Below are 12,158 nucleotides of genomic sequence, written 5' to 3'. Positions count from 1 at the left end.
ATAATGATAATTGTTATCATATAAATACATATTAACAGGGGAGAATAGAGATATGAAAAAAGGGTTGAATGGACTGTTGATTATGCTGGCCTTTGTGCTGGTTTTGGCGGGCTGTGGTAAAACCACGACTACAACAGATACAAGTCAAGGTAGTGGCTCGGGTAGTGCTCCGGCTGAAGAGACAGCAGGTCCTGTTACTGTGAAGCATAAACGTGGAGAGCTTAAGCTGGACAAGCCAGCAGAACGTGTCGTTACGCTTGAATGGACATATACGGAAGATGTTGTTGCCCTGGGTGTTCAACCAGTAGGTAACGCAGATAACGCTAACTATAAAGTGTGGGTAACATCCGAAGCAGCACTGGATGACAGTGTAACGGATATCGGCACACGCAGTGAACCAAATCTGGAAGCTATTGCTGCATTGAAGCCAGATCTGATCATTGCTAATGCAGATAATAACACGGCGGTCTACGATCAGCTTAACGCGATTGCGCCAACGATTGAATATGATCCGTACGATGGTAACGGTTATGATTATGACAAAATGACAGAGATCTTTACTAACATTGCAACGGCTCTGGGCAAAGAAGACAAAGCAAAAGAAGTTCTTAGTGATCTCGATCAGCACTATGTAGAAGCCAAAGAAAAACTGGCTGCTGCGGGTAAAGAAAACTTCAATTTTGCGCTGACACAAGCGTTCACATATCAAAATGCAGTCAGCCTGCGTATGTTTACCGATAACTCGGTTGTGATTGGTACTTTGGACAAAATCGGACTGGTTAACGATTGGCAGCCGGACAAAGTTGAAAACTATGGCTTCTCTACAGTAGGCATTGAATCCTTAACCGATGTGAAGGACAGTAACTTCATTTATATTACACAACCAGACGATGACGTCTTTGGCACAGCCATGAAAGATAACTCGGTTTGGAACGGACTGAACTTTGTGAAGGAAAAACGCACATATCAACTCGATAGCACAACATGGACATTTGGTGGACCCATCTCCTCCAAAGTATTGGTTGATGGGGTAGTCGAGGCGATTACCAAATGAGTTCGGTTCAAGGATCTAAGCCAGCTATGAATTGGCGCACAATAAGCATATATGGGGGCGGTCTAACCGCTCTCATCGTGCTTTTTTTTGTAAGTCTGTGTTATGGAGAAGCATCCATTCCTTTGCATGTCGTTTGGGACGCTCTTACAGGCAGACAGGATTCATTAGAGCACAATATGGTCTGGGACTTGCGCATGCCGCGTACAGTGATCGGTATTCTTGCGGGTGGCGCACTGGCTGTTGCGGGCGCTTTGCTGCAAACGATTACTCGTAATCCACTGGCTGCTTCAGATACGCTGGGCATTAATGCGGGAGCATACTTTGTGGTGGTGCTGGGAGCTATCGCTTTTCCAAGTCTATTAAGTCAGTCGCCTTTTCTTTTCGCAGCCCTAGGTGGTTTGCTGGCAGCATTTGCGGCTTATTTCATGGGCGGCGGACGAACATCAAGCCCGGTTCGACTTGCGTTGTCCGGTATGATTGTATCGATGGTCCTTGGTTCATTTACGAGTGCATTACATATTTTTTTCTCCATGGAGACACAAGGGTTGTTCCTTTGGGGTTCAGGAACACTTGTCCAGAATGACTGGAGTGGTGTGTTTTATGCTTTGCCTTGGGTGGTTGGTATTACCCTTCTCGCGTTAATCCTGTCCAGACAGTGGGATATGCTGGAGTTGGATGAATCAACGGCCTCTTCCTTGGGACAAAAGGTTGCATTGGCTCGTGCAGGAGGGTTAATCCTCGCTGTATTGCTGGCCGCCGTGATTGTCAGTGTAATTGGACCGATTGGTTTCGTGGGATTGGTTGCACCTCATCTGGTTCGATTGAGTGGTGTACGTTCCAATCGATTACTTTTACCCGGTGTGTTCATATGGGGCGCAGCGCTCCTGGTTGGAGCAGATGTCCTCGCTAAGATGGTGCATAACTCCAGCATGGAACTGCCAACGGGTGCCGTTATGGCGATCATTGGTGCACCGTGGCTCATCTGGCTTGTTCTTACACGTATGAAGGCTGCAAACGGATCAGGCATGTCAACTTCAATGAGCACAGGAGGAGCTGCGCGTCGCTTTGCATTTGGCCCGATGGCTGTATTATTCTCAGTCATAACGGTCGTGCTTATCTTGCTCAGTACGATGTTTGGTGGTATGCGAATTCCGCTGGCCGATTGGTTACCAAGTCTGTTCCAATCGGATGGACTGTTCTCCGCGCTGATTCAGCTTCGGATTCCGCGTACTCTTGTTGCCGCAGGTGCAGGAGCTGCACTGGCAATCAGCGGTGTGCTCATTCAGATGGCGGTACGTAACCCGCTGGCAGATGCTTCAATTGTTGGTGTGTCCTCAGGTGCAGGGCTTGGAGCAATGATGGTCATCATCTTATGGCCGGGTCTTCCGATATACTTGCTGCCAATTGCGGCAATTATCGGTGCAGCCATTGCTGCAGTGGTTGTGTTCTCCCTCGCCTGGAAGAAAGGACTGAACCCTTCGGCGGTTGTGTTGCTGGGGATCGCGATGTCTGCCATTGCTGGAGCAGGTATTCAGATTCTGATTGTCCGTGGTGCGGTATACGGTAGCAGCGGATATATCTGGCTGACAGGAAGCACCTATGCTCGTACCTGGGAACAGGTGAGGGTTATCGGATTATTTTTAGTTATTCTGGTACCGGTGGCTTGGTGGCTGGCACGCAGATTCGAACTGCTGGTATTTGACGACAACAGTGCATCCGGGCTTGGTCTCGGAGTACGTCGCACACGATTATTGGCCATGACAGTTGGTGTATTACTTGCAGCAGGTGCGGTTGCTTGTGTAGGAACCGTTGGTTTTATCGGGCTGATTGCACCACATATGGTACGGCTACTGACGGGGAATAAGTTAAGACGATCCATGTTCCTATCCGCATTAGCGGGTGCAGTCATGCTGGTGCTCGCCGATACTATCGGTAGAACCGTCATGGCACCGACAGAGATTCCATCAGGCATACTCATTGCGATCATCGGAACACCGTACTTCCTGTATCTGATGTATCGTTCTAATTGGCGCAAGTCTGTATAAATCGTTGAAACAAGAAGCCTGCTCCCCGAGCAGGCTTCTTGCTATCACGTGGTACCATTCAGCTGCGATCTTAAATCACCCAATGAATGTTTAGTCCTCTGAAAATGAAAAAAATCCCCTTCACGTCTACGAGAAGTAGAGATCACGTTTTCAAACGTGAAACTCTTACTCCCTGTGGACCTTGAGGGGATTTTTGCTTGAGCACATTCGAATCGTACTCCCGTTAGCTGGATTTCAGAATCCCGCTGTCATCGACGGATTGTACGGCTTGCTGCAATATTTCATTATCCTGAACAAGCGCGAAGCGCACATACCCTTCACCTGAAGGACCAAAGGCACTGCCTGGGGTTGCAATGACACCCGCATGTGTGACCAGATCCATGGCAAATTGCTCTGAGCTGTCGTAGTGCGCCGGAATCCGGCTCCAGACGAACATCGTTGCTTCAGGTTTGGCAATCGGCCAACCGAGATTGCTGAAGCCCTCACAGAGGATGTCTCTACGCTGTTCATAAATAGCTCTGACCCGTTCAACCTCGGATTGATCACCGGTAATGGCTGCAATTGCTGCTTTTTGGATCGGTAGGAACATCCCGTAATCCATATTGGATTTCAGCTTTTTCAGCATGGAGACCATGGTTGTATTGCCCACACAGAAGCCGATTCGCGCTCCGGCCAGTCCGTACGTTTTTGACAGGGAATTGAACTCCACACCGACGTCCATGGCGCCAGGGAATGCAAGGAAGCTTCCACATGACTTTCCGTCAAATACGAGTTCACTGTACGCATTATCGTGGAGCACGATAATATCATACTTCTTGGCAAAGGCAATCAGGTCAAGATAGAACTGATCCGGTGCCATCGCGGTTGTTGGATTGTTGGGATAGGAGACCAGCATGAATTTCGCTCGATGAGCGATATCTTCCGGTATATCCTGAAGCTGAATAACATACCCGTTTTCTTCTTTTTGCGGCATATAATGCAGTTCTGCACCTGCCAGTAACGGCCCATCCGCGAAGACGGGATAACAGGGGTCAGGGACCAGCACGAGATCACCTTCATCGACAATTGAGAGGGATATATGTGCCAGCCCTTCCTGTGAACCGAGCAAGGAACAGATTTGTGTAGCCGGGTCTAACTCGACCTGATAGCGCTGCTTGTACCAATCGCTTGCAGCTTGCAGCAACTCACTCTGATCATTAACAGCATATATATAATTAGCCGGATCAGCTGCGGCCTCGCATAGTGCAGTTATAATATGCTGCGCAGGTGGGATATTCGGCGTACCCACACTGAGATCAATAACCGGCAGTCCGTTCTCCAGTCTGCGGCGCTTGATCTCCAGCAACCGGGTGAAAATTCCTTCGTTGAAATGATCCATTCGTTTAGCAAAGTTCATGATGATGATTCAGCCTCCAATCCTCTTCGTACGCATATTCATTAATAATAAATGGACAGCGACTAAAAGAGAAGAGCAGTGGAACGCTTGAGGATTATGACTTTACTTTAAACTGACTTAATTCGTCTTGCAGTTTGCCAGATAGCTGGTTCAACTGTTTCGACAGATCCGCTACCTGTTCGATACTATCCAGCTGTTCCTGCGTGCTGGCGCTTACTTCTTCCGTCGATGCCGAGTTCTCCTCTGTGGTAGAGGATATAATCTCCAGTGCCTGGAATATCTCATCTTTGTGCTTGTGTACATTGGAGGTATTGTTGGTAATCTGCATCATACGCTGCTGTAGATCTTTCAGGTCTTTGTTAATACTAAAGAATACATGTTTGGTATCTTCGACGGATTTGGCATTCTCCTCCGCAATCTTCATACCGCGCATGGTATGTTCAACCGACAGGGTTGTTTTCTCTTCAATAACATTTACCTTTTTGTTGATTTCCTCTGTTGCCTGAGCCGTCTGTTCTGCAAGTTTGCGGACCTCTTCGGCAACGACGGCAAATCCTCTTCCATGTTCGCCAGCACGTGCAGCTTCAATGGAGGCATTCAGTGCGAGCAGGTTCGTCTGAGAGGCAATCTGTTTGACTGTATCCACAAAACTGGATATTTCATTCCGACTCAGGTCAATCTCTTGGATAATAGAGGACATTGCTTGGGTGGACTGATGGTTTTCCTCGGACCATTTCGATAATTGTTCCACCACCGCCAGTCCTTGGCTGCTCTGATCAGCAGATGTCTGCACGACCGTTCCCATAGCCTGCGCATCGGTAGCAATTTCATCGATTTGGCTGGATAAAGAGCCTGTTTTGCGTAAAATATTTTCCGTTTCGATGGACTGATAATTCGTTGCATTGGCAATCTCGTTGATGGCTGTCGATGTGTCATTCATGGTCACAGCCGTTCGTGAGGAGATGGCTTGCAGATCATTCGACGACTGGTTCAGGATTTGCGCCGAGCTGCCGACCATTTGCAGCATGACCTGAATTTTCTGCACCATGGAATTCAAGCCTGTAGCGATCTGTCCAATTTCATTATTAGATTTGATATCCAGTTGGACAGTCAGGTCACCTTGTTCAATCTGTTTAATCTTAGCCAGCAGCTGTGGTATGGAGCGTAACAGACGGCGAAGGGTAATGTAACAGATAATCACAAGTAGAAGGGTGGCTGCAGCAAAACCGCCAAGCGTGATCCACGTGAACGTTTTTAATTCCGCGAGAACTTCTTCTTCGGATATGGTCAGACCAACGGACCATCCCGTATCCTTGCTGGTAGCGTAGCCGATATAACGACGTTCCCCATTGTCGTTCATAAGCTGTACGCCGTTTTCACCGGCAAGCATTTTCTTGCCGATGTTCCCCATGTCCCCCGTACTGTCCAGGATGTTCTCCTTCAATACCTTCTCTTGATCTGGATGGTACAGAATTTCCCCGCTCTTGGACAGCAACATGGAATAGCCCGTGCTTCCAAGGGAATAACTCTCCATAATTACCGGAATATCCTTGAATGCAATATCCGCTGCGGCAAAGCCGATCGTGTTGTTGTTGTCGTCTTTGATCGGATAAAAGATACCCATGAGTACATCGCCTGCTGCAATATCAATGTACGGATCGGAGAAATAAAGTCCGTCTGCGGCGGTAACCGGCTTGTAGTATGGACGCGACTGGATATCAAAGTCCGGTGCAGATACGACACCATCATTTTGAATCCAAAAGCCTTTTCCATCCAGACCCGCGATCCAGGCATCGGCAAACGAAGGCTCTGCCTTAACGATAGCGGCGAGTGTCGCCTGTGTTTCCGCAGCGTAGGTTGAACTTGCCGCATCCGCAGCAGATGCTGTTGTTTCTATGTATTGCTGAAATAATGTGTTGGTGGACATTTGCTTGACGAGTGCGCCCTTCTCCTTGAATAGTGCATCAAATTCACTAACAATGGCTTGTGTCTTGGTCTGGAGCATGGATTCCTGCTGTTTCACCAGAATGTTTCGTGTGCTTGCAAACATAAATGTTCCCAGCACGGCAAAGACAACTACGATAATGACCAGCAGCACAATGGACAACGTATTTGCCATACTGGATGTCCGTGCTCCCATTTTCCCCCACTTGTTCAACATGTTCGACATATTCCATCTCCCCAGATGATTAATAAAAAGCTCAAAACGCCTTAGTTATATGTCGGCATGATCTATAGTTTTATGTAGATTTCTGTCGAATAATCCTGAAAGCAACGGGAAGGAAAGGCATGAGTATAAGAACAGTAAATGGGAGGGATGAAAAAAGAGGAAAGGAATGAAAAAACGGGGATCGGTGGTGGTTCATCCAGGCGATCTTGTTTATAATGGAATGAATTGGAACTATGGGTGGAAAAGGGGGATTATCTGTGAGTGAGTTATGGCATGCATCAATACAGGGGGTTCCATGGAATGCCGAAAAGATGCACCAGGCGGTGCATCTGTTACGCCGCAGAGCAACGGTTCATTTTCGCGTTGGCGCGGATACATACGAGGACCTTGCCGAGCTCGATGCCAAAGTATTCTTTGCCCGGCCGGATCTGATCCTACACATATCACATATGGACCCTAAAGGGGTATATTCATCCGGATTTTTGGGGCGACTGGCACAGTTGAAACATGTGTCTGCCTTGCAGCTTGATCTTTCGCAGGCACAGGATTTGACGATTCTGGGTGCGATGGATCAACTGCAGTTTCTAAGATTGAATTCACCTGCAAAGGCGACTGGGCTCGATTTTATTAAACACTACACACGATTGACCTTTCTTGAACTGCGTGGCAAATTCAACGGATTTGCTTCCATTGCGGCATGCCTCCAACTGCATACGCTCATTCTGAACTGCGCGGTCGAAAGTGTTGATGTGTTGGCGGAACTGCCCGTCCTTCAGTATCTGTCCCTGGATCACTGTGAGTTAAAAGGGGGACTGGATGTATTGACACAGTCGACCATCTCAATGTTGAAGCTAAGCTCTGTTCGCAAACTGACGAGTATTCAGGGAATCGAACAGATGCGCGGGCTGGAATATCTGCATCTGTCCTTGCCCAAGCTGGAGCATTTATGCGACTTTTCCCATATGACCTCTCTCAGACAGCTCGAACTGGACTATATGAAATCGTTACGGGATATCAAACATCTATGGACAGCCCGTGCTCTGGAGTCTATTGAACTGAAAGAGATGAATACAGCGCTCAAGGCCGATTCTTTTGCTGGACTAACCGGGCTGGAGCATTTGCGCCAAATCGATTTTCGTTTTATTGATGTTAACAAAGGACGGATTGCAGCTATGCGTGATCACCTGGACAAGGCCGGAAAATCCCATTTGTTATATGAGAATATCCCTGAGCATGAACGCCTGAATTCCATAGGTATTGCGCACTTGTCGCATGTATTAATGTAAACAGGCTTTTGTCCAGCATGTGTATACAGAACGAACTCCAGTGAACGGACCGATTGAGGCGGGCAGATGTCATTTCTATCTAGGTGTTCGTATCCGTTAAGGCGGGGATGTTGATCTCTTTCACGCAGGCTGCTTTGGACAAGCTGATGATACATCGAACGATGGCGACCATATCCTGCAGGGGAATGCGGGTCCCATCATACTCGGCCAGTGCACGTTCCATCCCGTCTTCATACGGAATTTCTGCCGCCAGTTCTCCCGGGTTGATGCATGTCACCGCGATGCGGTCATTCCTCGTATGCTCTCTTAGAGCTTCCGTAATACCCCTTATGGCAAATTTGGAGGCGACAAAAGAAACCTGGCTGCTGCCTGCATTGCTCAAACCGGCTGTTGAACCGATCAGGATGATCTTCCCTGCTTCAGATTGGCGGAGCTGAGGCAGTAAAGCCTGTATACATACAATCGTAGAAGTCACATTCACATGGATCAGCTGACTGATATCTGCGGGTTCATCCTTATCAAACGTGTAGTGCTCTTCAAATCCTTCCTTTTCCCAGATCCCCACGTTATAAATAAGCACATCCAACGTCTCGCCTTGAAGTTGGCTGGCAACTTGCTCCGCGGCCTGAAGCTCGGAAAGATCAGCCTGAATCCATATTCGCTGGACGCCATCCTCCACGGACAGACTTTCCGGCTTGCTGCGAGAGACCACCCAGACCTTATCACCGGATTGCGGCACACCTCTGACAAATGCATCGCCTAATCCTTTGCTTGCACCAAAGACAATTATATTTTTCAAATAAAGCCCTCCTTATCGATTAAAAATTAATAATATTTACATTAATCTATATCTTACTATAGAGGTGATACATGGAACATGAAGTTTGAATGAGGTATGCTTCATCCTTGTCAAGATTCGGGATGGTTGTTCTCCAACAATACGATATCTTCGCCCCGTTGTTGCCTGAGAGCAATATTGTCCCTCCCCCAAGCACACATGACATCCACGATGGTGTTGGCGGTAACGCCATATTCTGTAAGTCCGTATTCCACTTTGGGAGGCATCTGTTGGTAGACATGTCTGGTGACAAGGCCGTCTCGCTCCAACTCGCGCAATTGTTGAATTAACACTTTTTGCGAAATGCCAGGGATGCTGCGCTCTAATACGCTCGTTCTCTTTACTCCGGACATCAATAAACAGATGATTAAGGCTTTCCATTTGCCACCTATAATTTCAAGCGTCGCTTCAATGCCCAGATTGTATTGTTTCATCCTGATTCACCTCAGTTTAAGTTTTACGTGTTTTATAGAGTGTAACTATTTATTTTCTCACGGTTCTAACATTGAAGTCCATACACACTTTGAGGTAACCAGCTTACTTCATTGTGTGTATTTTCTTTTGACTGGATGTGACTGATAATGGTCCATATTCAATTAAAGAAACCAACACCCTGGAAGGGAAGAAAGGAAATTATGATGAAAACACTTGTTATTCTGGCACATCCCGATATGCAAAGTTCAAGAGTCAATCGTCGCTGGAAGGAGGAGTTGTTGCAGCATACAGATGATATTGTTCTTCACGAATTATATTCGGCCTACCCCGATTGGAAGATTGATGTTTGCCGAGAACAAGAGTTGCTGGAGACGCATGATCATATGATGTTGCAGTTCCCGTTATATTGGTACAGTTACCCACCGCTGCTGAAAAAATGGTTTGATGACGTGTTCACTCATGGATGGGCGTACGGATCGAAAGGAAATCGATTGAAGGGAAAGCGGATGGGACTTGCAATGTCCATAGGGGATAAGCAGGAGAATTATGCGAAAGATGGTTCCATCGGTTACAGCGTAGAGGAACTTGTTGCACCTTTCGTAGCAAGCATGAATCATGTAGGGGTTAGGGCGCTGCCGCATTATGCAGTCTATGGTGCCTCGTTCCAGGCTACGGATGAAGAGATTAACCGAAGTGCTGAAGAATACATGCGTTATATAAAACAGTTCCGGGATTTTTAAAAGTTAAAAGCTGAAACTCTTCATAAGAAATGTACTGAAAAGGACCTGGCTCACATATGGTGAAGTCCAGGTCCTGATTAATAACCGAAAAATTAATAAACGAATAAAACCACATTTATTCTACGCGGAAATAATCGAAATCTGCATATCCTCCGGTAGACTTCGTTGCATAATTGAATAGTGCAAACCGGTATCCCATAAAGTGTGGCAGGGTGTAAGACATTTGAAGTGTATTGCCAATGGTTGTCCAGTTGCTGCCATTCAGGCTATAGGCAAAGTAGGCTTTGTCAGTTTGGTTCGTAAAATCACAGATGACGCGTAGATAGATTCTGTTCTGGTTTAATGGCACAGTTGCTACTTCAGTCATGATGCCAGAACTGGCATTAGCCATAACGATGGATTTGGTGCTGCCCGTCATTTTTACGCCGACAAAACCATATTTGGCCTGAAAAGCAGCGAGTCCAGCATAATCACCATCCTTCATGCCTGCTGTATCCAAAGCGGTCATCCCCGTACTTTTTGGACTAAAGGTTCGTTGTGTCAGCGTGTTGCGGGCTTCTAACAGGTTTTTGCTGATTTTGCCTGCAGTTAACCGCATGAAACCCGGCCGCTGGAGCAGGGACCAGTTGGCAGCATCAGGGTTATGATTCCACTGCCAGAAAGTAGCGAGACTGGATGTACCGAAAGATGAATTGCTCGTCAGGGAGACGTCATCCAGATAAAACGCCATCAGATCATTGGTCGGGTCCGGATTCGAGTTATACGGTGTTTCCACAAAAATAAAGCTTTGAGACAAGTCTGCATTCGACGGAACGGTATACGTACCTTGAATGGTACCCCACTGTCCGCGGGTTAACGTCGCACTGCCCATAATGGTAATTCCGGTATAACTTGCACCGTTCTGGATGCTAAGATTGAACGTTTTGGTTGCAGGACCAGTAGTGTATTTGATCTTTGCCGAAAAGGAGTATGTTCCTCCCGGTACCAGCTTGCCTGTAACCATCTGTTTGGCTCCGCCTGCTGTCTGTTGTCTGCCGCTGACGAGCAGGCTTTTTGTACCGCTGAATGCTTCGGCATTTGTTACGGTGATGTTCGCCGTATTGTTGCTGGTCCACGGCTGAATGCTGCTTTCCTCAAAACCGCCGTTCACTAACAGTTGCGTTACTGAGGGTGTGCCTGATGTGGTTGCGTTGAACTCATCGGACCCGTAGATTTTGGCAGCAGGCTGACCTTCAACGGGCATATTCATGTTAAGTGGAACCTTGCCGTTCACCCCAAACACAGGCCAGTTATCCGACCACGTCACTGGAACGAGATAGGGGATGCGTCCAATAGCCCCGCTATCACGAAACAGCAAGCCGTACCAAGCGCCGGATGCGGTATCCACGATGCCTCCTTGGGCGATTCCCGAGTCTCTGAGTACAACTTTACCTGTGTATGGACCTGTCAATGTGTTTGCACGATAGGCAAGCTGAATGCGACCATCACCCGAAGGCCAGGCAATCAGGAATACATAGTACATACCATTGATCTTCTGAATGTGTGCTCCTTCTGCCTTTACAATCATGTTGGAGCCGGCAACACTGCTTGCGTTTGGAATCAGGACCTGATTGAGCCCGCCGGATTTAACGGCCTTGGCATCAGGTGTCAGCTCAACGATACTGATGTTATCACTGCCATGAACAAGAAAGGTTCGATTCCCGTCAAACAAAAGGGAGGGGTCATGGTAATAACTGTTCAATGTGTAAGGTGTCCATGGCCCTGTTTCAATATTGCTGGTTTGGTAAATATACGTCTTGCCCGTGGAAAGCGAGCCAAAGGCCACATAATATATACCGTTGTTGTACCGCAAACTGCTCGCCCAGGAACCACGCCCATACTCGTTTTGTCCATTGTTCAGATTCTGTATATCCCCGTTTCCAAGCGTATCGTATACATAGTTTACGATGCTCCAGTTGACCAGATCATAAGACTTCATGACCGGGACTCCCGGATTCATATGCATCGTTGTGCTTGTCATATAAAATGCACTGCCCACCCGAATGACATCACTGTCAGGAACATCCGCGTAAATAACCGGATTGCTGAACGTTGCGGCTGAAGCAGCGGGACTTGTCAAAGGGAATGATGTTATAAGCAAAGGAAGAGCGAGTAGAAGAGCACTGATTTTTTTCCACATATTCTATCCTCCCAA

Annotated in this window: 9 protein-coding genes; 4 read left to right on the top strand and 5 right to left on the bottom strand. The window is 47.4% G+C overall.

What is annotated here, in order from left to right:
- Nucleotides 1-52: 52 nt before the first annotated feature.
- The gene (locus NZ043_RS00955) at nt 53-1,054 is read left to right on the top strand and encodes an iron-siderophore ABC transporter substrate-binding protein (RefSeq protein WP_091028155.1); all 1,002 of its coding nucleotides are present in this window, start codon (nt 53-55) and stop codon (nt 1,052-1,054) included.
- Nucleotides 1,051-3,099, top strand: coding sequence for an iron ABC transporter permease (locus NZ043_RS00950; protein ID WP_091028157.1), 2,049 nt, complete (start codon nt 1,051-1,053; stop codon nt 3,097-3,099). The genes NZ043_RS00955 and NZ043_RS00950 overlap by 4 nt, the downstream gene beginning before the upstream one ends.
- 223 nt (nt 3,100-3,322) lie before the next feature.
- Here the strand turns inward: NZ043_RS00950 and NZ043_RS00945 are convergent, their stop codons facing one another.
- Nucleotides 3,323-4,495, bottom strand: a complete 1,173-nt coding sequence (locus NZ043_RS00945) for an aminotransferase class I/II-fold pyridoxal phosphate-dependent enzyme (protein ID WP_339310242.1) — start codon at nt 4,493-4,495, stop codon at nt 3,323-3,325.
- 94 nt (nt 4,496-4,589) lie between these two features.
- Nucleotides 4,590-6,665: a methyl-accepting chemotaxis protein gene (locus tag NZ043_RS00940; protein ID WP_339310240.1), complete on the bottom strand. Its 2,076-nt coding sequence runs from the start codon at nt 6,663-6,665 to the stop codon at nt 4,590-4,592.
- A 257-nt stretch (nt 6,666-6,922) separates the two neighbouring features.
- Between NZ043_RS00940 and NZ043_RS00935 the strand changes: the two genes are divergently transcribed.
- Nucleotides 6,923-7,951 carry a hypothetical protein gene (locus NZ043_RS00935; protein WP_339310238.1) on the top strand — a complete coding sequence of 343 codons (1,029 nt, stop codon included), beginning with the start codon at nt 6,923-6,925 and terminating at the stop codon, nt 7,949-7,951.
- A 79-nt stretch (nt 7,952-8,030) separates the two neighbouring features.
- Here NZ043_RS00935 and NZ043_RS00930 read toward each other — a convergent pair whose 3' ends face one another.
- Nucleotides 8,031-8,750 (bottom strand): SDR family NAD(P)-dependent oxidoreductase, encoded by a 720-nt coding sequence (locus NZ043_RS00930; protein ID WP_249912069.1) that lies wholly within the window; start codon nt 8,748-8,750, stop codon nt 8,031-8,033.
- A gap of 110 nt (nt 8,751-8,860) precedes the next feature.
- On the bottom strand, nt 8,861-9,223 hold the full coding sequence (locus NZ043_RS00925) for a helix-turn-helix domain-containing protein (protein ID WP_091028164.1): 363 nt from the start codon (nt 9,221-9,223) through the stop codon (nt 8,861-8,863).
- Between the two features lie 204 nt (nt 9,224-9,427).
- Here NZ043_RS00925 and NZ043_RS00920 point away from each other — a divergent pair, with 204 nt between their 5' ends.
- Nucleotides 9,428-9,964: an NAD(P)H-dependent oxidoreductase gene (locus tag NZ043_RS00920; RefSeq protein ID WP_339312609.1), complete on the top strand. Its 537-nt coding sequence runs from the start codon at nt 9,428-9,430 to the stop codon at nt 9,962-9,964.
- Nucleotides 9,965-10,079: 115 nt separating this feature from the next.
- Here NZ043_RS00920 and NZ043_RS00915 read toward each other — a convergent pair whose 3' ends face one another.
- Entirely contained in the window at nt 10,080-12,143 is a 2,064-nt protein-coding gene (locus tag NZ043_RS00915; RefSeq protein WP_339310236.1) for a family 43 glycosylhydrolase, read from the bottom strand.
- Between the last annotated feature and the right edge of the window lie 15 nt (nt 12,144-12,158).

It is taken from the genome of Paenibacillus sp. FSL k6-2145, assembly GCF_037976585.1.
Classification (GTDB): Bacteria; Bacillota; Bacilli; order Paenibacillales; family Paenibacillaceae; genus Paenibacillus.
The sequence above is the reverse complement of the archived record's forward strand: the minus strand, read 5'-3'. Positions and strand labels throughout refer to the sequence as shown.

Bases quoted from the DNA above. Each gene is read 5' to 3' on its own strand.
- NZ043_RS00955 (WP_091028155.1), top strand. From the start codon at position 53: ATGAAAAAAGGGTTGAATGGACTGTTGATTATGCTGGCCTTTGTGCTG.
- NZ043_RS00950 (WP_091028157.1), top strand. From the start codon at position 1,051: ATGAGTTCGGTTCAAGGATCTAAGCCAGCTATGAATTGGCGCACAATA.
- NZ043_RS00945 (WP_339310242.1), bottom strand. From the start codon at position 4,495: ATGAACTTTGCTAAACGAATGGATCATTTCAACGAAGGAATTTTCACC.
- NZ043_RS00940 (WP_339310240.1), bottom strand. From the start codon at position 6,665: ATGTCGAACATGTTGAACAAGTGGGGGAAAATGGGAGCACGGACATCC.
- NZ043_RS00925 (WP_091028164.1), bottom strand. From the start codon at position 9,223: ATGAAACAATACAATCTGGGCATTGAAGCGACGCTTGAAATTATAGGT.
- NZ043_RS00920 (WP_339312609.1), top strand. From the start codon at position 9,428: ATGAAAACACTTGTTATTCTGGCACATCCCGATATGCAAAGTTCAAGA.
- NZ043_RS00915 (WP_339310236.1), bottom strand. From the start codon at position 12,143: ATGTGGAAAAAAATCAGTGCTCTTCTACTCGCTCTTCCTTTGCTTATA.